At 53.4% G+C, this 22,505-nt stretch carries 21 protein-coding genes; 12 read left to right on the top strand and 9 right to left on the bottom strand.

Going from position 1 to position 22,505, the window contains the following annotated elements; all coding sequences use genetic code 11:
• Window positions 1-50: 50 nt before the first annotated feature.
• The 7 genes from ABGT88_RS03665 to ABGT88_RS03635 form a co-directional block, all read right to left on the bottom strand.
• Window positions 51-1,535, bottom strand: a complete 1,485-nt coding sequence (locus ABGT88_RS03665) for an MFS transporter (protein ID WP_298663600.1) — start codon at window positions 1,533-1,535, stop codon at window positions 51-53.
• Window positions 1,536-1,760: 225 nt separating this feature from the next.
• A complete protein-coding gene (locus ABGT88_RS03660; RefSeq protein ID WP_346700502.1) occupies window positions 1,761-2,432 on the bottom strand; it encodes a YggS family pyridoxal phosphate-dependent enzyme in 672 nt (223 codons plus the stop codon).
• Complete coding sequence (locus ABGT88_RS03655; RefSeq protein WP_087408274.1) at window positions 2,432-2,896, bottom strand: DUF4494 domain-containing protein; 465 nt, start codon at window positions 2,894-2,896, stop codon at window positions 2,432-2,434. Before ABGT88_RS03655 ends, ABGT88_RS03660 begins: the two co-directional genes overlap by 1 nt.
• A gap of 56 nt (window positions 2,897-2,952) precedes the next feature.
• Window positions 2,953-3,423 (bottom strand): nucleoside deaminase, encoded by a 471-nt coding sequence (locus ABGT88_RS03650; RefSeq protein ID WP_258326647.1) that lies wholly within the window; start codon window positions 3,421-3,423, stop codon window positions 2,953-2,955.
• A gap of 184 nt (window positions 3,424-3,607) precedes the next feature.
• The gene (locus ABGT88_RS03645) at window positions 3,608-4,573 is read right to left on the bottom strand and encodes an IS30 family transposase (RefSeq protein WP_346699950.1); all 966 of its coding nucleotides are present in this window, start codon (window positions 4,571-4,573) and stop codon (window positions 3,608-3,610) included.
• Window positions 4,574-4,752: 179 nt separating this feature from the next.
• Complete coding sequence (gene yihA / locus ABGT88_RS03640) at window positions 4,753-5,370, bottom strand: ribosome biogenesis GTP-binding protein YihA/YsxC (RefSeq protein WP_258326648.1); 618 nt, start codon at window positions 5,368-5,370, stop codon at window positions 4,753-4,755.
• Between the two features lie 167 nt (window positions 5,371-5,537).
• On the bottom strand, window positions 5,538-6,737 hold the full coding sequence (locus ABGT88_RS03635; protein WP_346700499.1) for a WG repeat-containing protein: 1,200 nt from the start codon (window positions 6,735-6,737) through the stop codon (window positions 5,538-5,540).
• A gap of 1,384 nt (window positions 6,738-8,121) precedes the next feature.
• On the opposite strand from ABGT88_RS03635, the gene recR reads away from it, so the two are divergent.
• The 3 genes from recR to ABGT88_RS03620 are packed head-to-tail and all read left to right on the top strand — an operon-like array spanning window position 8,122 to window position 10,514.
• Window positions 8,122-8,745, top strand: a complete 624-nt coding sequence (gene recR, locus ABGT88_RS03630; RefSeq protein ID WP_087409033.1) for a recombination mediator RecR — start codon at window positions 8,122-8,124, stop codon at window positions 8,743-8,745.
• Window positions 8,746-8,805: 60 nt separating this feature from the next.
• Window positions 8,806-9,981: a glycosyltransferase family 2 protein gene (locus tag ABGT88_RS03625; protein WP_346700497.1), complete on the top strand. Its 1,176-nt coding sequence runs from the start codon at window positions 8,806-8,808 to the stop codon at window positions 9,979-9,981.
• The gene (locus tag ABGT88_RS03620) at window positions 9,978-10,514 is read left to right on the top strand and encodes a GNAT family N-acetyltransferase (RefSeq protein WP_087409031.1); all 537 of its coding nucleotides are present in this window, start codon (window positions 9,978-9,980) and stop codon (window positions 10,512-10,514) included. The genes ABGT88_RS03625 and ABGT88_RS03620 overlap by 4 nt, the downstream gene beginning before the upstream one ends.
• Here the strand turns inward: ABGT88_RS03620 and ABGT88_RS03615 are convergent.
• Window positions 10,511-11,098, bottom strand: a complete 588-nt coding sequence (locus ABGT88_RS03615) for a YqgE/AlgH family protein (protein ID WP_158096865.1) — start codon at window positions 11,096-11,098, stop codon at window positions 10,511-10,513. The genes ABGT88_RS03620 and ABGT88_RS03615 overlap by 4 nt on opposite strands.
• A gap of 190 nt (window positions 11,099-11,288) precedes the next feature.
• Between ABGT88_RS03615 and ABGT88_RS03610 the strand changes: the two genes are divergently transcribed.
• Window positions 11,289-12,209, top strand: coding sequence for a cation diffusion facilitator family transporter (locus ABGT88_RS03610; RefSeq protein WP_346700495.1), 921 nt, complete (start codon window positions 11,289-11,291; stop codon window positions 12,207-12,209).
• A 60-nt stretch (window positions 12,210-12,269) separates the two neighbouring features.
• On the opposite strand, the gene ABGT88_RS03605 is transcribed toward ABGT88_RS03610, so the two are convergent.
• Window positions 12,270-13,025 (bottom strand): helix-turn-helix transcriptional regulator, encoded by a 756-nt coding sequence (locus ABGT88_RS03605; RefSeq protein ID WP_346700493.1) that lies wholly within the window; start codon window positions 13,023-13,025, stop codon window positions 12,270-12,272.
• 104 nt (window positions 13,026-13,129) lie between these two features.
• Here ABGT88_RS03605 and ABGT88_RS03600 point away from each other — a divergent pair, with 104 nt between their 5' ends.
• The 8 genes from ABGT88_RS03600 to ABGT88_RS03565 all read left to right on the top strand — a co-directional run bounded on the left by ABGT88_RS03600 (window position 13,130) and on the right by ABGT88_RS03565 (window position 22,454).
• On the top strand, window positions 13,130-13,786 hold the full coding sequence (locus tag ABGT88_RS03600; protein WP_346700491.1) for a DUF1349 domain-containing protein: 657 nt from the start codon (window positions 13,130-13,132) through the stop codon (window positions 13,784-13,786).
• A gap of 530 nt (window positions 13,787-14,316) precedes the next feature.
• Window positions 14,317-14,724, top strand: coding sequence for a hypothetical protein (locus ABGT88_RS03595; RefSeq protein ID WP_300130790.1), 408 nt, complete (start codon window positions 14,317-14,319; stop codon window positions 14,722-14,724).
• 19 nt (window positions 14,725-14,743) lie between these two features.
• Window positions 14,744-15,427, top strand: coding sequence for a hypothetical protein (locus ABGT88_RS03590; protein ID WP_346700488.1), 684 nt, complete (start codon window positions 14,744-14,746; stop codon window positions 15,425-15,427).
• 350 nt (window positions 15,428-15,777) lie between these two features.
• Window positions 15,778-16,251 carry a phage holin family protein gene (locus ABGT88_RS03585; protein ID WP_346700486.1) on the top strand — a complete coding sequence of 158 codons (474 nt, stop codon included), beginning with the start codon at window positions 15,778-15,780 and terminating at the stop codon, window positions 16,249-16,251.
• A gap of 90 nt (window positions 16,252-16,341) precedes the next feature.
• The gene (gene lysS, locus ABGT88_RS03580) at window positions 16,342-18,075 is read left to right on the top strand and encodes a lysine--tRNA ligase (RefSeq protein WP_087409025.1); all 1,734 of its coding nucleotides are present in this window, start codon (window positions 16,342-16,344) and stop codon (window positions 18,073-18,075) included.
• A 26-nt stretch (window positions 18,076-18,101) separates the two neighbouring features.
• The gene (locus tag ABGT88_RS03575; RefSeq protein ID WP_087409024.1) at window positions 18,102-19,100 is read left to right on the top strand and encodes an NAD(P)H-dependent glycerol-3-phosphate dehydrogenase; all 999 of its coding nucleotides are present in this window, start codon (window positions 18,102-18,104) and stop codon (window positions 19,098-19,100) included.
• Between the two features lie 21 nt (window positions 19,101-19,121).
• Complete coding sequence (locus ABGT88_RS03570; protein ID WP_300130797.1) at window positions 19,122-20,465, top strand: glucose-6-phosphate isomerase; 1,344 nt, start codon at window positions 19,122-19,124, stop codon at window positions 20,463-20,465.
• Window positions 20,466-20,600: 135 nt separating this feature from the next.
• Entirely contained in the window at window positions 20,601-22,454 is a 1,854-nt protein-coding gene (locus ABGT88_RS03565) for a T9SS type A sorting domain-containing protein (protein WP_346700483.1), read from the top strand.
• The last annotated feature ends 51 nt before the right edge of the window (window positions 22,455-22,505 follow it).

Genomic DNA, 22,505 nt, shown 5'->3' with positions numbered 1-22,505 from the left:
CGGCCCCACTCTCTTTTATCTATATATTTATGCGATAGACAAATAGTCGATCAATCTTCGGTAGGAATATCGGTATTGACATTCTTGCAACCGATCAAGCCGTAGTACAGCAGGTAAACCAACATGGCGATTACCAGCCAATAGCTGGCCAGATAGCCGAAGCTACCCGAGAGCATGTTCTGGATAAACGGCATCACACCGCCACCCACTACCATGGCCATGAAGATACCCGAAGCCTTGGCCGTGTATTTGCCCAGACCTTCGACTGCGAGGTTGAAGATACCACCCCACATCACCGAGGTGCACAGACCGCAGAGTACCAGGAAGAGGGCACTCAGGGGAACCTTGGGCGTTTCGAGCGATTTCATCACCGACTCGGGAGTCATCTTCTCCGTAGCCAAGGCTGCGGCATTTTGCTCCAGGAATTCGGCAGAGGGATTGGCCACGAAAGCCTCGGCCTCGGCAGCCGGGATACCGGCATTCTCCAGAAGCTCGACGGTCTTTTTGGCCGGGTCGTATACAAACTTCGGTACATCGAAACCTACGGTTTTGGGCGTGAAGATGGCAATCAACGTGAGGACAATGGCTACCGACGAAACGGCTATCAACTGAGCGCGGGTCGAAACCTTGCCGCTGATCAAGCTACTCAAGAAACGGCCTACCAGCATCAGCAACCAGTAGATGGCCACGATGGCACCACCGATGGCGGCCCCGTTCACCAGAATACCGGCACCCTTGGCACTCGTATCGGCCATGAAGAAGTTCAACTGAGCGGGGATACCTACCTCGATACCTACATAGAGGAAGATGGCAATCACACCCAGCAACGTGTGACGGAAGGCCAGCGGGCTATGCTCGAATTTCTCTTGGGGCTCACCCTTCTTGGCCAGGTGAGGTTCAGGGATGGCAATCGCCGAGATGATAATGAACGAAACGGCAAACACGGCCATGGCGATGAAGAGCAGCGGAGTCACGTCGCTCATGGCGGTCTTGTCGGTTACCGAACCGATGAGCACACCCACGAAAAGCGGGGTAAGCGTAGCGGCCAGCGAGTTGAGGGTACCACCGGTTTGAATCAACTGGTTACCTTTGTTACCGCCACCACCGAGCAGGTTCAGCATGGGGTTTACCACGGTGTTGAGCATACATACGCAGAAACCGCAGATGAAGGCACCCAACAGATAGATAATCAGGTTCAGATACACCTCTTGTCCCCCTACGGAGAAGAGAGCCGTATCGGCACCCACAACACTCGACAAATACTGAATAAAGAGGCCCACGAAACCTACGGCCATAGCCGTAAGAGCTGTTTTCTTGTAACCGATTTTCACCAGCATCGTACCCGCAGGTACACCCATAAACAGATAGGCCAAAAAGTTCATCATGTTACCCATCATGCCGGCCCACGAATACTGGTTACCCCAGATAAGTCCAAACGGTGCCGCCAGATTGGTGACGAAAGCAATCATTGCAAACAGGAACATCATTGCGATAATGGCAATAATTTTCCCCTTGTTTTTCTGATCTGTACTCATTTTATAAGATTTTAATTTTAATGTATTTAGAATAATATAAATGTCTCTATTGATATATGTGTGTGTCTATTCACGTGAATTCTTTTTCGGCCTTCTGTTTTTCTGGAAAACTTAAAATTAAGGACAAAAGTAATGCTTATTATTCAGCTACGAACACAACAAATATATGTTCTTAAACATAAATTTCATGATCAAACGCTCTTTCAAGCAGACGAGCGGGCCTGCTCAATAGACCCGCTCGCCGAATATCGAAGTACCTATGCGCACCAGCGTACTGCCATGCCGCAGAGCCAACCGGTAGTCATGCGACATACCCATCGACAGCTCGGTAAAGGCTGCAGCGTCGACCGTACCCGAGGCCCTCAGTTCGTCAAACAGACTCTTCAGCTCGCCGAACTCCCGGTCTACCTCGGCCTCGTCGTCGGTGAGCGTGGCCATACCCATGAGACCGCACACCCGCACATGCGGATACCGCTCCAGGGGCTTCCCGCTCAGCCACTCGCGGCACGACTCGGGGGTGAATCCATACTTGCTCTCCTCGCGGGCCACATGTATCTCGAGCAGACAATCGACCACCCGGCCACACTTGGCTGCCTCGCTGTCGATCACGCCCAGCAGCTTCTCGCTGTCGACACTGTGAATGAGGGAGATGAAGGGGACGATATATTTCACCTTGTTGGTTTGCAGGTGGCCTATGAAGTGCCACTCGATATCCTTGGGCAGCGCCTCGTACTTGCCCACGAGCTCCTGCACCCGGCTCTCGCCAAAGATGCGTTGCCCCGACTCGTAGGCCTCCATCAGGGCCTCGGCGGGGTGAAACTTCGACACGGCCACCAGGCGGGTACCCGCCGGCAGCTCCTGTCGTATGTTGGCTATATGTTGCGCGATTTCGTTCATCACTCTTTCGGTCGGTCCTCCTCCTGCGTCTTGCCTTCGGGATTAAACGGATAGACATCCATGAGCGGGGTCTCGGCAATCGACACGATTACCCAGTCGGCCATGGTGCCCTTCATGCCGGCATTCAGATTCTTGAGTGCGGTCTCAAAGTCGGCAGCCTGCACCAGCATGTACGATGCGGTGCGTTTCTCCATGCCGCTCTTCTCGTCGAGGGTGATGAAATTGATTTTACACTTGTACCAGCGGTCGCCCGTCTCGTCGAAGAAGAGCTCGCTGAAGTTGGCCCGCTTCACGGCCGACACCGAAAACTCGCCCGAGATAAAGGGCGACACCTCTTCGATGATGCGCGCCTCGGCCTCGGTAAAGGAGAGGGCATCGACCAGATAGGGTTCCGTTACTTTCTTCTGCATGCCGTTTTCCAGCATCTTGTCATATTTGACTCTGCATTCAAACCAGTTTGCCATACGTTTCTATTCAAAAAAAGGAGGTGCTGCGCACCCCCGGTGGTTCGTTATATCGGTTAATATTCTATTTTGTCGCTTTTGTTCTCCCACTTCTCGAAAGCCTTGATAGCCTCGTCGTGCATGAGGGGGATGGCCTTCAAGTGCCGCTCGTCCATCGGCAGGGCCAGCTCGTCGTAGATGAACGAGTCGTCGAACCCGATAGCCTTGGCATCGGCCTTGGTGTTGCCGTAATAGACCTTGTCGAGGTGCGCCCAATAGATGGCCCCCAGACACATGGGGCAGGGCTCGCACGAGGTGTATATCTCGCACCCGCTCAGGTCGAAGGTACCCAGCACGCGGGCCGCCTCGCGAATGGCATTCACCTCGGCATGAGCCGTAGGGTCGTTCGAGGCCGTCACCCGGTTGGCGCCCCGGGCGATTATCCGGCCATCCTTCACGATTACGGCTCCGAAGGGACCGCCGCCGTGGTCGATATTGTCGAGCGAAAGGGCTATGGCCTCGCGCATAAAGGTATCTTTTTTACACATATCTTCTCTATTAAAAACTCAAACATGCGGTGCCGGTTGCCCGACAGTCCGCCTCAAGGGTACATCTTCCCTCTTGGGTATACAAAGATACGAATCAAATCGGGAGAAACAAAAGAACTCCCGCCGAAAAAGAGCCGCCCGCCTCCGATTTCAATCGGGGTAGAGTCCAACAGCAAATGCAAAACTACAAAACGTTTATGAAGAATCTGTATTTGGGCGAATCAAAATTAAGTTTTTCCCGAGGTCTTCGATTCAATTTCTTTTGTATCTCTTTGATTTTCCAGTCGGAGAAATCCTGAAAGTTGGCCTTTTTTGGGATATATTTCCGAATAAGCTTGTTTGCATTCTCAATGGCTCCTTTCTGCCAGGCTGAATAAGCATCCGTAAAATAAACCTTAACTGGCGGCCTACCTTTGAGGCTGAGTTGTTTGGTTATCTCCTGATGTGCTGCAAATTCACAACCGTTGTCGGTGGTAATCGTATGTATCGTTTGCCTATATGGGAACAGCAGTCGGATGACCGCCCGGGCCGTCGGTAGGGCTTTCCGTCCCTGAGGCAACTTTTCCATGAGTATGAAATTGGTCGAACGTTCGGTTAGGGTGACGATGGCATGACCGCAGGAGTCGATGATGGTGTCCATTTCCCAATCGCCGAATCGGGTTCCGTCTGCCTCCTTGGGGCGCTCGTGTATGCTTGTGCGGTTGGGTATATTGGTCGCTTTTGTCGGACACAGGATTTTGCCTCGCTTTTTGTATTTGAGCCCATGAGGCATATGCAGAGCCAGTTTCCCGGTCGTATCGGCATGGACATGGTTGTAGATGGTCTGCTTGGCGATGTGGATACCTTCTTTCCTGAGTACTCCCGCTATCTGGGCCGGAGACCATTCCTCCTCTTCGATCATGCGCTCAATTCGCCACCATAGATCTTCCGGTTTCCTGTGATGGCCCTTAAATCCGTGCTTGCGGCTATCACACTGCCTCTGAGCATATTTCCATATATACTCTCCTTCCGGCTTTGAGTTGCGCCTGATTTCCCGACTGACTGTCGATTTTGATACTCCTATTTCCTCTGCTATGCGAGAACGGCTCCATTTCCTTTTCAGACCAAGATATATTTCATATCTTTGGGCTTCGATTAGTTGATTTGACATGGCAATACAAAATTAATTAATCGTAGGGAGATTTCGGTCTCCCTTTTTTGTATTGCTGTTGGACGCTCTCAGGGGCTTTGCGCCCCCGCCGCTATGGCTTCCCCCGCAGTGTTTTTCATAGTTCTTGTTCCTTCCTTACTCGAAAAACGTTGCGTTTTGATTTGGATTCTTCACCGATTTCAATCGGCATCGGCCGCCTCCTTCAGGCTCCGGTTCACCTGGTCGATATAGTCGAGCAGTTCGTCGCGCCCGCTCCCCCGCTCCGACGAAGTAGCGAAGACCGGGGGCAGCTCCTCCCACGTCTCGAGCAACACCTGTTTATAGTGCTCGATGGCCGACTTGAGGGCCACGGGCCCCACCTTGTCGGTCTTGGTGAAGACCAGGGCAAAGGGCACGCCGTTCTCGCCCAACCAGTGTATGAAGTCGAGGTCTATCTGTTGCGGCTTGTGACGACAGTCGAGCAGCACAAACAGGCAGGTGAGCTCCTGACGATGGAGGGCATACCCCTCGATCATCTTGCGCAGTGCCTCGCGGCTCTCCTTGCCCCGGCGGGCATAGCCGTAGCCGGGCAGGTCGACCAGATACCAGCTGTTGTCGATGAGAAAGTGGTTGATGAGCATCGTCTTTCCCGGCGTGGCCGAGGTCATGGCCAACCCCTTCTGCCGGGTGAGCATGTTGATGAGCGACGACTTCCCCACGTTGGAGCGTCCGATAAAGGCATACTCGGGCAACCGATGCGACGGGCAATCCTGCACCCGACTGCTGCTCACCACAAACTTGGCGTTTTTTATCTCCATATCAATCTCTTTTTTCAGATGTTCAGGGAGGACAAATATACAGATTTTTTCCGGATTTCCTAAAGCACCTTTGTTAAAGGCTTATATAAAGAGCTTACCGTCAAAATGGTAACAATTTAAGTTCCCCTTTATAAGAATTACTTTCATATAACACACTCTCATAAACTTTAATCAATATTCCAATATGCCTCTGGGTCTCCATCAAACGCATCATCAATATCCTGATCACTATATCCCATCACATCTTGAGCATAAGAACCATTATATTCATTATACGTAGACTCTCTATAATTATCTAACCCCCTCTGAATGTCCCTCTCTTTAACTTTTTGGTAGCCATTGGGCATCAACTGCCGTGTAAAGAAATGGAATTCAAAAATCTGGTCATCAGACTCAACACGAGTATATGATAAAGATTTATTATAAAAGTTCCAGATATTCTTATAAATAGGTTTCAAAACCTCATTCCCATTTTCATCAATTATCCCCCACTGATTATTCGACTCTTGACAACCATTAGAACTGCGTCCCAGTTTTATACGAGCAAAACCCGTATCATATCCATCAATGTAATTATATTTACCAAATGGTACAATAAAATTTCCTCTAAAATCTATTACCGCATACCCCTTATTGTAAGAATGAAGCACAATGCGATTTGAGTAGATTGGCATAGCAATATCCTCATACTCCATTGGGAAAAGCAGTTCTCCATTAGCCTTAAGTAAGCCATACCTTTCATAGGCATATACCCTCGGAGCCGAACTTTTACGTTCAAAAGCAACAGTATAAGGTTCACCTACTCGAACTAAAGATTGTTCATTATGAAAGTCATCAAGAACAAATTGATACAACGCAGGAATAACAATCTCCGCCTCCTTATTCATAAAACCTATTTTTGTTTTTTGAATAAATGGTATCAAAAACCTATCATCCTCTTTAATCTCATATTTCGACCGAGATACTAATATTTTTTCTTCATCAATCTTTTCTCTTACGTAATCCTGAGAAACATTATGACGGCAAATTTCGCTGGCTTCCTCAACAGAGACATCTGCGTCCAAGTTAATTATATAATGGTCTCGAATATCTCCATCTTCGTGGAGTATATAATAAGGGATACCAAACTCATCTACTACAAGTGAAATTCGAGGATTATTAGGAATCCCATGAACAACAACAAATCCCATAATCTTACTAAATGAAAAATAAAGAAATCCTCGAGGATGTTTCTTTACATCTATTTTATTACACCCGAAACTGGCTTTAAATTCTTCAACAGTAAATGTTTTTATAAATTTAAGATTGCGAAGCTCAACAGAAGCTGTCGACAACTCTTTATTTTCAAGAATATATTTTGTAAACATGGCAAAAATTACTTTTTAATTCCTTAGTCAAAACCATTCACTCTAAATACAAAAATACGAAAATGTCTTAATAAGACACTCTATTATAAATAAATTATCGTACGCTATTTCTTTGCTCAACCCACCGTACTGCATACCGGGTGGATACCGCATCAAGTGCGGTATGACTGCACGTCACCCCGCGCTGCGACGCGGGGTCCAGAGAGGAACGTAAAAAGGAATAGATTTGGCGGACACTCTTGCCTGATCTTTTCCTGGATACCGCATCGGGGTGCGGTATGACCTGCACGTCACCCCGCGCTGCGACGCGGGGCCAGAGAGGGACGTAAAAGGAATGTATCTTGCGGACACTCCTGCCCGAGCTTTTCCTGGATACCGCATCAGGGTGCGGTATGACCTGCACGTCACCCCGCGCTGCGACGCGGGGCCAGAGAGGGACGTAAAAGGAATGGATTTGGCGGGCTCTCCTGCCCGAGTTTTTTCTGGATACCGCATCGAGGTGCGGTATGACCGAGGGCGTCACCCCGCGCTGCGACGCGGGCCAGAGAGGGACGTAAAAGGAATGTATCTTGCGGGCTCTCCTACCCGAGCTTTTCCTGGATACTGCATCGGGGTGCGGTATGACCGAGGGCGTCACCCCGCGCTGCGACGCGGGGTCCAGAGAGGGACGCAAAAGGGAATGTATCTTGCGGGCTCTCCCGCTCGAGCATTTTCTGGATACCGCATCGGGGTGCGGTATGACCGAGGGCGTCACCCCGCGCTGCGACGCGGGGCCAGAGAGGAACGTAAAAAGGAATGTATTTTGCGGGCTCTCCCGCCCGAGTTTTTTCTGGATACCGCATCGGGGTGCGGAATGACTGCGCGTCACCCCGCGCTGCGACGCGGGGTCCAGAGAGAGACGTAAAAGGAAATGTATTTTGCGGACACTCCTGCCCGAGCTTTTCCTGGATACCGCATCGGGGTGCGGTATGACCGCGTGTCACCCCGCGCTGCGACGCGGGGTCCAGTAGAAAGGGCATCGATAAAGTTGAAAAACAACTTTTCCCGTTTGCCTTTTCCCCTCACCTTTCACTATCTTTACATAAGACAGGATGCGTCTCGGGATAAAAAATATCTGAAACAAGTTTCGATATTTTATTCTCCCCTCGCCTTTCACTATCTTTTCAGAAGAAAGGATACGTCTCAGCATAAAAATCAAGCGAGCTTGTTTTTCTGCTTTCGACTTTCACTATCTTTGCATACTGCGAAAATAGGAGTCGGTTCGGCAAAAAGCTCAAGTAAACTTGGCTTTCTGCTCTCACCTTTCACTATCTTTGCACCACGGCTTTGCGGAGGGGCGGAAGTGCCGCACCTCGTCGGGAGCCGCGAAAGGGAAACTATTCGTATGGATCAACAATACTCTTCGGTTCTGCTCGAAAATGCAGTGAGCGAGTTTGCCAAACTGCCGGGCATCGGCCGCAAAACGGCGCTGCGCCTGGTGCTCTACCTGCTGCGGCAGGAGGAGGGCGAGGCCGAGAAATTCGGGAATACCATCATCAAGCTGTGCAAGGAGATCAAGCACTGCCACGTGTGCCACAACATATCGGACACCGATACCTGCGCCATCTGCAGCGACCCGTCGCGCGACGCCTCGACGATATGCGTGGTCGAGAATGTAAAGGAGGTGATGGTGGTCGAAAATACCCGTCAGTTCCACGGGCTATACCATGTGCTGGGGGGTGTCATCTCGCCCATGGACGGCATCGGGCCGGCCGACCTCGAAATCGAGAGTCTGGTCGACCGTGTGGCGGCCGGCGGCATCAAGGAGGTGATTCTGGCCCTGAGCGCCACGATGGAGGGCGACACGACCAACTTCTACATCTTCCGCAAACTGGCCCCCTTCGACGTGAAAATCACCATCATCGCCCGGGGTGTCTCGGTGGGCGGCGAACTGGAGTATACCGACGAAATCACACTGGGCCGCTCCATTCTCAACCGCACGCTCTTCAGCGAAAGTTTCAAGGGATAGCGCACACTATTTCGGGCGGGGTATCGTTATACATTATATAAAATAGAGGAGTCGCATTCTGTGGTAAAAATCAGCATCGTCATCGTCAACTACCGGGTGAAATACTTTCTGGAGCAGGCGCTCCGGTCGGTACGGGCTGCCCTGACGGCTCACCCCATGGAGGCCGAAATCTTCGTGGTCGACAACCACTCGCAGGACGACTCGCTCGACTACCTCGCCCCCCGATTCCCCGAGGTGCGATTCATCGCCAATACCGAAAACGTGGGATTCGCCCGGGCCAACAACCAGGCCATGGAGCTGGCTACGGGACAGTACGTCCTGCTGCTCAACCCCGATACCGTCGTTGCCGAAGATACGCTGCACGAGGTGTGCCAGTTCATGGACTCGCACCCCGATGCCGGCGGTGTGGGGGTGAAGATGCTCGACGGCAACGGCCGTTTCTTGCCCGAGTCGAAACGGGGATTCCCCACGCCGTGGGTCTCGTTCTGCAAGATTTTCGGGCTGTCGGCCCTCTTCCCCCATTCGCGCCTCTTCGGCCGCTATCACCTGAAATACCTCTCGCCCGACGAATGTCACCAAATCGACATCCTGTCGGGGGCCTTCATGTTCATGCGCCGGACCACGCTCGACAAGAGCGGATTGCTCGACGAGAGCTTCTTCATGTATGGCGAGGACATCGACCTCTCCTACCGGCTGGTACTGGCGGGATACCACAACTACTACGTGCCCACACCCATCATCCACTACAAGGGCGAGAGCACCAAGAAGGGGAGCCTGCGCTACGTGCGCATCTTCTACGAGGCGATGCTCATCTTCTTCGAGAAGCACTACCCGCATTACAGCAAGGGGTACTACCTGGCGGTGAAGTTCTCGATTTTCTTCCGGGCCATGCTGGCCGCCGCCCACCGTATTGTGCTCCGCCCCTTCCGTCGCAGGCAGGGCGAGGGCGACAAGCGCGAACGGGGCGAATGGTATATCCTCTCCCGTGAGTCCGATCGTGTAGCCGGCCTCATACCCGGCACTCCCCGCGCCACAACCATAGAGTCGATGCAACAACTGCCGGCCCCCCACAAAGGGTCGCCCCTGCGCTACATCGTGCTCGACTCAGGGCTGCTCACCTATCGCCAGATTATCGACATCGTGCAACAGGGGTGCCACGACCGCAACCGATTCCTCATCTACAACCCGCAAGCGCAAGTCATTGTCTCACCCAAAGAAATTCATTCCCGGCCATGAACTACCTCACAGGAAAACAGATTGCCCTACGGGCTCTCGAACCCGAAGACCTCGACATCCTCTACCGCTGGGAAAACGATACCACGCTGTGGCAGCATGGCTGCACCGTAGCGCCGTTGTCGCGCTACCTGCTCAAATGCTATATTGAGAATTACACGGCCGACATCGCCCGCGACAACCAGCTGCGACTGATGATTGTACGGCGCGACAGCCTCGAGCGAGTGGGACTCATCGACTGCTTCGACTACGACGCCTCCAACCGGCGGGCCGCCATCGGACTGCTCGTCGACCCGGCCTGCACCCGCCAGGGGTTGGGCCGCGATGCGCTCGAAACCTTCATGGAGTATGCCTTCCGATTCCTGCATCTGCACCAGCTCTATGTGCATATTGCCGTGTGCAACACGGCCAGCCTGGGGCTCTTCCGCGCCTGCGGATTCAGGGAGTGCGGCCACCTGGCCGACTGGGTGCGGCTGCCTCACGGCTATACCGATGCCCTCGTATTCCAGAAAATCAATCCCGCAGAAAACGACTAATTGAGCGACGGCTCTTGCGGCGAGTTGAGCCACAACAGATACCCCTCGCCCATGCTGCGCACCGTCTCGCGCCAGAAAGTATCGTCGGTCGCCGCCAGACAACTGGCTGCCGACTGCATGGTGGTGACCGCCCACGACTCTTGCCGCAGCTCGCCGTCGAGCTGGCCGGGCGACCAGCCGCTGTAACCGATGAGGAATTTCACGTGGCGGCACACACTCTCGTCGCTGCGCATGAAGTCGAGCAGCATGTCGAAATCGCCATTGGCAAACAACCCCGGCGCCACCTCGACCGCCCCGGGCAGCGAGGCGATGTCGTGCAGGAAAAACAGGTGGTCGGTACCCACCGGACCACCGCAATAGACCGGTATCGAAGGGATGTGTCCCACCCCCTCGAGCAATTCGTCCAAATGGTATTGTGTAGGGCTGTTGAGCACGAATCCCACGGCCCCCTTTTCGGAATATTCGGCCAGACAGATGACAGCCCGGCGGAAACACCCCTCGTCGAGAAAGGGCTCGGCTACCAGCAGAGCTCCCCGATGAGGCTCAATCAGCTGTCGGCGTATATGTAACGACTCGATGTGCATATCTCCTCCTGTTTGTATCTCTACAAACATACAAAAAAGTGATGAAATTCTGAAACACCCAAGACGATTTTCGTCGCCTCATCGGACAAAACGCTATGTAGAACAGGTATAAATTAACCTTCGTGATGCCGGAAAGCGATATAACCTGTCACAAAACCCTATATATTTGCACTGTTTTTATCACATAGCAATGAACGAGACCGAACAAATAAGCGACATCGACCGGGAGAAAAAAGCGGCCCGGGTCACGTGGGTAGGATTCTTTACCAACCTCATACTCTCGGCTGCCAAAATCGTAGCTGGCGTAGTGGGCCGAAGCAGCGCCATGGTGGCCGACGGTATCCACTCGCTATCCGACTTTGTGACCGACTTTATCGTCATCATCTTCATCAAAATCTCGTCCAAGAACGAAGACAGCGACCACCCCTACGGCCACGGCAAGTTCGAGACCTTTGCCACCATGCTCATCAGCTTTGCCCTCTTCATCGTGGCCATCGGCATCTTCTACTCGGGCAGTGTAAAGATATACGAGGTACTCAACGGGCGCACCATCGAGCGGCCCACCTACCTGGCCCTCGTCATGGCCGCCGTATCGATTGTGGTGAAAGAGGGGCTCTACTGGTATACCATCATCATCGGGCGCAAAATCGACAGCCCGGCCGTCATTGCCAACGGCTGGCACCACCGGTCCGACGCCTTTTCGTCGATAGGTACCCTTATCGGTATCTCGGGCGCCATGTTTCTGGGCGAACGCTGGCGCATACTCGACCCCATCACCTCGGTCATCGTGGGAATATTTATCGTAGCCGTAGCCTGCAAACTGGCCCGTCCCAGCATACAGGAGCTGCTCGAAATGTCGCTCCCCAAAGAAATCGAGGCCGCCATCAAAGAGCAAGTAAAAGAGACGCCAGGCGTCAAGGCTTTCCACCACCTGCGCACCCGCAAGAACGGCAACGCCTTCATCATCGACATGCACATCAAGGTCGATGCCCGTTCGTCGATTGTCGAGGCTCACGACATCGCCACCCACGTAGAGAACAACCTCAAGGCCGCCTTTGGCAAACACACCCAGGTAAACGTGCACATCGAGCCCTACCAGCCTAAAGCCTGAGCAGCCCCCTGTGGTTACCACCGCAAGCGGGGAGGCACACAGCCGCCACACGCCACACGGTCAGAGCAGCCCCAGGTCCTTGGCCACGCGGCACGCTTCGATTGAGTTGCGCACCTGCAACTTGGCCAGAATCTCCTGCCGATGCCGGCTCACGGTGTGGATGCTGATTGAGAGTGTATCGGCTATCTGCTTACTTATCAACCCCTTGTCAATCAGCCGAAGTACCTGAATCTCGCGATCGGACAAAATCTTGGACTCGCCGCGCGCCCCCAGCTCGACCACGGCCCCCGTGACCGTATCGACCAGATGGCCCCCGCCCGGCCAGTCGAACGACAGCGGACCATACAGACACAACGCCAGCCACAACGAGTTGTTGAACGGGTCGGGCACATAAAACATGCGGTGGCACACCCACAAGCAATCGCCCGAGGGCGACCGCATGCGCAACTTGCTCACCAGGCAGTAGTGCTGGCGCCTCTCCCTGGGCAGACGCTTCACGAAGTTGAAAAAACGCAACTCCTGCAAATACTTGTCATACAAGTCCTCACGAGGAATCAATCCCAATATGTTCTCCTCCCAAATCGAGGCTATCGACTCTTCGGTGCCGGGGCGCTTCAGATTGAGCGTCTTGGCAAACCCGCCATAATAGAGGTAGCTCACGTTGGCGTGCATGTCGCTCAAAACCGACACCGTCCCCTCCATCAGGCTGTAGCTGCGAGCCACCCTCTTGTAGCGCTCCAGCTCGTCGAGGTAACGGCGCCCCTTGGCACTGTCCTGCTTCAGAAACAGACTGTTAAGTTTACCGACTATATCCACGATAGAAAATGGTTATTTATAATCATTGTATATTCTATTTCAGCTCTATACATTTGCAAATATAAAAAAAGTAATGGTTATTTACCGCTTATAGACACATACAAATGAAACGCTCAATTCTGTTAACCTTCGCCGTGCTGCTGGCTGCCACCTCGGGCATGGCCCAATCGTTAGAAAAAATGCAATGGTTCAACGAACCCGAACAATGGGAAATCAAAGACAACACCCTCGCCATGTTTGTAACCCCCAAGACCGACTACTGGCGCATCTCGCACTACGGCTTCACCGTCGACGATGCCCCCTTCTACTACGCCACCTACGGCGGTGAGTTCGAGGTCAAGGTCAAAGTCACCGGCGACTACAAGACCCGATTCGACCAGGCCGGCATCATGCTGCGCATCGACCACGAAAACTACATCAAGGCCGGTATCGAGTTCGTCGACGGCAAATTCAACCTCAGCACCGTGGTTACCCACCACACATCGGACTGGAGTGTCATCACGCTCGACCGGGCCGTGCCCTACATCTGGATCAAGGCCGTGCGACGCCTCGACGCCGTCGAGATATTCTACTCGTTCGACGACAACGAATATACCCTCATGCGCAACGCCTGGCTGCAAGACAACACCCCCGTTCAGGTGGGCGTGATGGGTGCCAGCCCCGACGGCGACGGATTCCGTGCCACCTTCGAGCACTTCAAGGTAAAACACCTGCCCGACATGCGCCGCCTCGAATGGCTGAAAAAGAACAGTGCCCAATAAGGGACAAGTTGCTATACGTCCCAATCCCGCGATGCTCTCACCCTCCCTCCCGACGAGCCCGCGGGATTTTCTTTCTCCGTCCCTTCCCCGCCGGCATGCCGCGCCACGACGTGGTGGCGTTCGTCATTCCGCGCCACGACGCGGAATCCAGAGAGAATCTAACTCAACAAGTTTTATTCCTGATAATTAAAAATCATATATATAGATTTTTTTATTAGAATTTTGTACCTTTGTATCATACAGATAAAAAACAACCATAGAAACGATTTTTTTAATACCTAATAGGAAAGGAGATATACTTGTAAATAGAAAAATATTTTTATCGAAATAATTGAGCTTTTAGCTCTTGTTCTCTTTACGTTGAATACCGCCAATCATTCATTCCACGAGAACAAGCGTCTGAAGGTTCACGTTGTAACGGCGTGGACTGTTCTGTGCTTGTTGTGGAATATGGTCACTTGGCGGTAACCAAACGTAAAGACAAGCGAAGAATAGTTACACGCCATTTTTATATTCAAACCATAAAGAACATGAAAAAAATTATCGCCCTGCTAAGCGCTTTATTAACGCTGTTAGCATTTTCTTCTTGTACCAATGATGAACCCTCTCCATCAAACACCCAACCGGAAACCGAAACCGGGACCGAAACCGATGCGAACTACTATGTAAAATACACAGCACTCGCCTATGGAGGTGTAGGCTATGAAAATGCCAGAATAGAATCAGTTACCGTCGAAACCGAAACAGGCTCAAAAACGATTGAACCAAATGTAAAATCCTGGGAGGAAACCTATGGTCCTGTATCTAAAGGATTCAAGGCAAAAATTCAAGCTACTGGGGCAAGCAAGACTGTTCGCATCTACGTTTGCCGTGGAGAAGAGCCATTCGTTATCAAAGGCGAAGGTTCATCATCAGCTTCTTACACAATAGATTTCTAATTACTAATACGCTAAAATCATGAAAAGACTATTAACACTCTCGATGCTGTTCGTTTGCGTAACGGCACTATTTGCACAGAACGATGTCACTAAATTTTTGGGAATTCCTGTAGACGGAAGCAAAAGCGAAATGATTCAAAAGCTCAAGGCAAAAGGATTTCGATACGACAGCGAATTAGATTGCTTGAAAGGAGAGTTCAATGGCCGAGACTCCTACATCTCCGTCGTAACAAACAGCGATAAAGTATATCGCATCATGGTAAGAGATGCCATAAGTTCAAGTGAAAGCGACATCAGAATACGGTTCAATGCCCTCTGTCGACAATTTGAAAACAATAAGAAATATCAATCTGTATCTTCCGAGTCCTACATCATACCAGAAGATGACAACATCTCTTATGAGATGTCCGTGAATAAAAAACGATACCAAGCATCTTATTTTCAAGTCCCGGAAGGAGGAATAGATTCGACTGCCATTGCGCAAGAAACCCAAGCATTCATTTTTTCCAAATATTCACAGGAACAATTATCATCCCTTACCGAAGAGCAAGGACAAGAGTTTATGACGGAATTGCTGCAATACATGACTGACAAGCTTTATAAAAAATCCGTTTGGTTTATGATTGCCGAACAATACGGCGAGTACTATATCCTTCTATACTACGACAACGGTTACAACCAAGCCAACGGCGAAGACTTATAAATCTTACCCTTAAAAGAATATCGGCAGAGATGAAGATTTTCAAGCCTCTTCATCTCTGCTGTATTTACACCTCACTCATACACATTACCCACACCCAGTGCGGGGGGGACTTCCACGTCATACCGCACCACGATGCGGTATCCAGAGATACCGGCAAAATTACCCGCAAAATACATTTTCCTTTGTGACACTTGCCTGGACCCCGCATCGCCGTGCGGGGTGACACGGTGCGCATCGGGTGCGGGGGTATCCTCGCAACGGGGTGACTCCCTCTTTTTATCAACAGGCCACGGCGGGGCGGGGCGGGCGACCGAAATTTGCAGCAGAACCACTTAAATGCAAATTCCGACATGAACGAACGCAACGTAATCAACGGCACCCTGGCGTCGTATCTGGCTTGGGCGGCCGACCTGGTCTCCCCCATCCGCTGGTTTCTGCTGGCAGCTCTGGCTCTGGTACTGGCCGACCTGAAATTCGGCATCGACGCGGCGCGCCACCGGGGCGAGGTCATCCGCAAGAGCCGGGCCGTGCGCCGCAGCATCAACAAAATAATCGACTACATCTGCTGGATACTGGTAGCCACGAGCTTCGGCCAGGCATTCGGCACCCCCTTCGGCATACCGGTGCTGCCGGCCATCGTGCTGCTGGTGGTCTACGGCTGCGAAATCAACTCGTGTTTCAACAACTACTTCGAGGCCCACGGCAGCCGGTTGCGCATCAACATCTTCAAGTGGTTCAAGGGCAAGAGCGACATCATCGCCCCCGAAGAGGGCGACGACAAACCGGACGACAGACTCAGGCCCCCGCACGAGACAACGCCCTGAATGACCGTTCGATAACAATAATTTACGCCAAATCGTAGACGTTTTCGCCCAAAGTTTTGTATTTTTGCGAAAATTTACAAACTTACGTCTATGAATATTCTCGATCTGAGCGAACAAGAGATCATTCGCCGCAACAGTCTGGACGAGTTGCGCAAAATGGGCATCGAGCCCTATCCCGCAGCCGAATATCCGGTAAATGCTTACTCTCAGGAAATAAAAGATAATTTTGTCGACGGTGCCGAAGAGCCCCGTCAGGTATCTATCGCCGGCCGCATCATGAGCCGCCGCATCATGGGCAAGGCCTCGTTTATCGAGTTGAAGGACTCGGTGGGCCGCATCCAGGTATATATCTCGCGCGACGACCTTTGCCCCGGCGAAGATAAGGAGCTGTACAACACGGTATTCAAGAAGCTGCTCGATATTGGCGACTTCGTGGGTATCCGCGGTTTCGTATTCCGCACACAGACGGGCGAAATCACCGTACACGCCCAGGAACTGACGGTACTCTCCAAATCGCTGCGCCCGCTGCCTATCGTCAAGATGAAAGACGGCGTGGCCTACGACTCGTTCGAAGACCCCGAACTGCGTTACCGCCAGCGCTACGTCGACCTGGTAGTAAACGAGGGAGTAAAAGATATTTTCATCAAACGTACGAAGGTCTACACCTCGATGCGCGAGTATTTCAACGCCCGCGGCTATCTGGAGGTCGAGACCCCTATTCTGCAATCGATTCCCGGCGGTGCCGCCGCCCGGCCCTTCATCACACACCACAACGCCCTCGACATTCCGCTCTACCTGCGCATTGCCGATGAGCTCTACCTCAAACGCCTCATCGTGGGCGGCTTCGAGGGGGTATACGAGTTCTCCAAGAACTTCCGCAACGAGGGTATGGACCGCACCCACAACCCCGAGTTTACCTGTATGGAGATTTACGTCTCGTACAAGGACTATAACTGGATGATGGACTTCACCGAGAAGATGCTCGAGAAGATTTGCATCGACGTGAACGGTACCGACCAGATCAAAGTGGGCGACAACGTCATCAGCTTCAAGCCGCCCTTCAAGCGCATCACCATGCTCGACGCCATCAAGGAGCACACCGGCATCGACATCAGCGGCATGAACGAAGCACAACTGCGCGAGGTGTGCAAGCAGATAGGCGTAGAGATCGACGAGACCATGGGCAAGGGCAAGATCATCGACGAAATCTTCGGCGAAAAATGCGAAGGCCACTACATACAACCTACCTTCATCACCGACTATCCCATCGAGATGTCGCCCCTCACCAAGCGTCACCGCCACAACCCCGAGCTGACCGAGCGCTTCGAGCTCATGGTCAACGGCAAGGAGCTGTGCAACGCCTACTCCGAGCTGAACGACCCCATCGACCAGCGCCTGCGCTTCGAAGAGCAGCTGCGTCTCTCGGAGAAAGGTGACGACGAGGCCATGTTTATCGACAACGACTTCATCCGCGCCCTCGAATACGGCATGCCCCCCACGTCGGGCATGGGTATCGGCATGGACCGCCTCGTGATGCTGATGACCGGCCAGACCACCATACAAGAGGTGCTCTTCTTCCCGCAGATGCGTCCCGAGAAGGTACAGAAACGCGACAAAGAGGCCGCCTATACTGCCATAGGTGTACCGGCTCAATGGGTAGCCCCCATCCAGAAAGCCGGCTACCTCACCGTAGCCGACCTGGCCGAGGCCAACCCCAACAAGATGCACCAGGAGATTTGCGGCATCAACAAGAAATATAAACTCGACCTGGCTAACCCCACGGTCGACGACGTAAAAAATTGGGTAGAAAACGCAAATAAATAATCCTCCAAAAAGCCCTATCCTATCACATGACCATTCCCGGTAAAATAGCGATCATGGGGGGCGGCAGTTGGGCTACGGCGCTGGCCAAGCTGACGCTGAACAATGCCGACAGCATCCTGTGGTACATGCGGCGCGACGACCGTATTGCCGATTTCAAGCAAACCGGCCACAACCCGGTGTACCTGTCGGATGTCGCCTTCGACACCTCGCGCATCCACTTCAGCTCCGACATCAACGAAATTGCCGAAGCGGCCGACACCCTGATACTGGTGACGCCCTCGCCCTACATGAAGGCCCACCTCAAGAAGCTGGACACCGACATCAGCGGCAAATTCGTAGTGACGGCCATCAAGGGCATCGTACCCGACGAGAACATGATTGTCACCGAGTATCTGCAAACCTTCTATCACGTGCCCGAATCGCAGTTGGCCGTCATCGGCGGCCCCTGCCACGCCGAGGAGGTGGCCCTCGAACGACTCTCCTACCTCACCGTGGGATGCAACGACCTGGAGCGGGCCCATGCGCTGGCCAACGCCCTCAACGGAGCCAAACTGAAAACCATCGTCTCGACCGACGTCAGAGGCATCGAATACTCGGCCGTGCTGAAAAACGTCTACGCCATTGCCGCCGGCATCTGCCACGGCATGAAGAGCGGCGACAACTTCCAGGCCATGCTTGTCTCCAACGCCCTCAACGAGATGAACCGCTTCTTGCGGGCCGTATCGCCCTGCGAACATCGAAACATCAGCGACTCGGTGTACCTGGGCGACCTGCTGGTGACCGCCTACTCCCGCTTCAGCCGCAACCACAATTTCGGCTCCATGATCGGGCGCGGTTATTCGGTCAACGCCGCCAAGATGGAGATGGAGATGATTGCCGAGGGATACTACGGCACCAAGTGCATCTACGAGATAAACGAGCGCTACCACGTGAACATGCCTATCCTGCAATGCGTTTATGATATACTTTACAAAAAGGTATTGCCCCGGCATGCCATCGAAAATATTTACGATACATTTCTATAATCAACAAATAGAGTCAAAGCTATGAAATCAATCGAATTGAACATCGAAAAAGCTTTAGGAACCGTATCCAAGAGCGACGTCTTCGCTTTGCAAGACAAAGCTGCAAACGGCATCGAAATGCTTCACAAAGGTACCGGCAAGGGTAACGACTTTCTGGGTTGGCTGCACCTGCCCTCCGAAATAACCGAAGCCCATCTGGCCGACCTCGAAGCCACAGCCAAACAGATGAAAGAGCGCTGCGACATCGTAGTCGTTATCGGTATCGGCGGCAGCTACCTGGGTGCCAAAGCCGTAATCGAGGCCCTCTCGGATACCTTCGAGTTCCTGCACCACGAACATAAAAACCCCATTGTCCTCTTTGCCGGACAGAACATCGGCGAGGACTACCTGTATGAACTGCAAACCTTGCTGAAGGGGAAATCGTTCGGCATCGTCGTTATCTCCAAATCGGGAACGACTACCGAGCCGGCCATCGCCTTCCGTCTGCTCAAGGAGCAACTCGAGGCTCAAGTGGGCAAAGAGGAGGCCAAACACCGCATCGTGGCCATCACCGACGCCCACAAGGGTGCCCTGCGCAAACTGGCCGACACCGAGGGTTACAAGACTTTCGTCATCGCCGACAACGTAGGCGGCCGCTTCTCGGTACTCACCCCCGTAGGTCTGCTGCCCATCGCCATCGCGGGCTTCGACATCCGCGCCCTCGTGGCCGGTGCCGTTGCCATGGAGAAGGCTTGTGGCGAAGAGGTTCCCTTCGAGCAGAACCCCGCCGCCATCTATGCCGCTACACGCAACGCCCTCTACCAGAGCGGCAAGAAGGTCGAGATTCTCGTCAACTTCAACCCCAAACTGCACTACTTTGCCGAGTGGTGGAAACAACTCTACGGCGAGAGCGAAGGTAAGGACCACCTGGGCATCTTCCCCGCTTCGGTCGACTTCACGACCGACCTGCACTCGATGGGTCAATGGATTCAGGAGGGCGAACGCATCATCTTCGAGACCGTTCTCTCGGTAGCCCAGATGAAGCACACGGTTACCATCCCCTCGGACCACGAGAACCTCGACGGCCTCAACTACCTGGCCGGCAAACGCGTAGACGAGGTGAACAAGATGGCCGAGCTCGGTACGCAAATCGCCCACGTCGACGGCGGTGTGCCCAACCTCAAAATCGTGGTTCCCGAACTCACCGAAACCTATCTGGGCCAACTCATCTACTTCTTCGAGAAGGCTTGCGGTATCAGCGGCTACATCTTGGGCGTGAACCCCTTCAACCAACCGGGCGTAGAGGCTTACAAGCGCAACATGTTCGCCCTGCTCAACAAACCCGGCTACGAAGAGGAGAGCAAAGCCATCCAGGCTCGCATCTGACCATCGCACTTCTGGTGACAATTATAAAGCAAAAGCCTGCCGATTTTCGGCGGGCTTTTACTTTATATAGCTTTTCAGTAACATTTTTCCATATATTTTCCTATCTTTACGGGGTAAACTTTATTCGTTCGAGCTATGAAAAAACTGATTGCTCTCCTGTGGGCGCTTTATGGCCTGCAAGCGACACAAGCCGCCATCGAATCTCCCGTCGCTCTCCCGGCTACCGATGTGACCACCACCTCGTTCACAGCCAACTGGCAGCCCGTCGAAGCGGCATCGGGCTATCAACTGAATGTTTTTGCCTACACAATGGCCGATTCGGGTACCCCCGAGACCTCGATTACCGAAAGTTTCGAGGGGCTGGTCCCCACCACGCTGGGATCGAAGCGCAACAAATACATCGACTTCGACCGGTCGACCCTGCCCGAGGGGTGGAGCCTCGACGTGACCGGCGGCTCGGTGCGCCAGCTCTACACCACGACGGTCGCCACCGACACCACCTCGGTACACTCGGGCACGATAGCCCTCGCCTTCGATTCCGAGCTCGACTCGATAGTCACCCCCATCCTCCCAGCTCCCGCTTCACGGTTTTCGTTCTGGGTCAAGAATGCCAACGGCAACGGCACCGTAGCTGCCTACGGTTACGACGGCAACCAGTGGAGCCTGCTGGGCGAAACCTCGACCATCTACTACCCGGCCGGCGGCATCGTGGAGTATAGCCGCGAAATTCCCGTGGGGTGCATCCGGTTCAAAATCACCTACACCGACGAGGCTCCCGACATGAACAGCCCCACCGCCATCGACGACATAGCCATCACCTACGGCGGAATGGTCAAGACACGCGACTATCTGATAGAAGGGTTGGAGACCACAAACACTTCGGTCCCCGTAAGCGGTCTGCAACCCGATACCGACTACTTCTATACGGTGCAGAGCATCCAGGGCAGCGAACGCTCGGCCGAGTCGAACATCGTCGATGTCTTCGGCTTTGCCGGCTCCCTCGAAACGCCCCGCCTCAACGACTTTACCGAAGTGCACGGCGGGCAGTACACCGCCAACTGGAGCACCGTAATCGGGGCCGACGGCTACGTGCTCTACAACATCTATACCCACACGGCCCAACGCGACGAGCCGGGACAGACGGTTCTCTATGAGAACTTCGACGCCTTCACCGGCGGCACCGTAGAGCTACCGGTCGACGACATGGGCGGCACCAACTACGATGACTACACCACCGTGCCCGACTGGTCGGCCTTCTACGGCTGCTGGACCGGCGGCATGCTCGGCGGTATCAGCATCTCCACCCCCACCATCGCCATGAGCAACACCGGCGGATACACAGCCAAGGCCCGCATCTACGGAGCCATGGGCGACCAGGTCGACTTCAACAACTACTACCAGACGGGGAATGCCGAGAAAAAGAGCGTCACACTCTCCCACCCCGGCTACAACGAGGTCACGATTACCTTCGACCACAGCAGCCCGGCGACCAGTCTCGAAATCTACTTCCGACAGAGAGACTATACGCAAGAGATGTATCTCGACGAACTCACCCTCACCCAGGACCTCTCCACGGGCGACAGCTTCAGCTACAACTACGACTACCGGCTCGTCGAGGGACGACGCATCAACAGCTATACCTTCACCGACCTGCCCCAGGCGTGGGGCGACCGCTTCGCCTTCCGCATGAGTGCCTATGCCGAATCGGACGGCAAGCTCTACCAGTCGTCGTGGACCGCGCTGACCGAGGTTCCCCTCCCGGCCAGTGTCGAGAATCTCGAGAGCGACCCCGCCGGGGTGAAGGTGATGGCCCGTCCCGGCGGCCTCGTCGTACGCCTGCAAGCCTCGTGCCCCTTGACGGTCTATAACCTGCAAGGGCAACTGGTACGGCAACAGCCGGGCCTCGAAGGCGACAATACCCTCGACCTGCAACCCGGCCTCTACCTGCTGCGCTGCGGCAACCACACCCTCAAGGTGGTGGTACCGTAACCCGCCGGCCGGCCAATTCTACACACAGACAGACACATACCTGACAGAAAA

The organism is Barnesiella sp. An22, from assembly GCF_963931395.1.
GTDB classification, from domain to species: Bacteria; Bacteroidota; Bacteroidia; order Bacteroidales; family Barnesiellaceae; genus Barnesiella; species Barnesiella merdigallinarum.
This window is presented reverse-complemented; position numbering and strand designations above follow the sequence as displayed.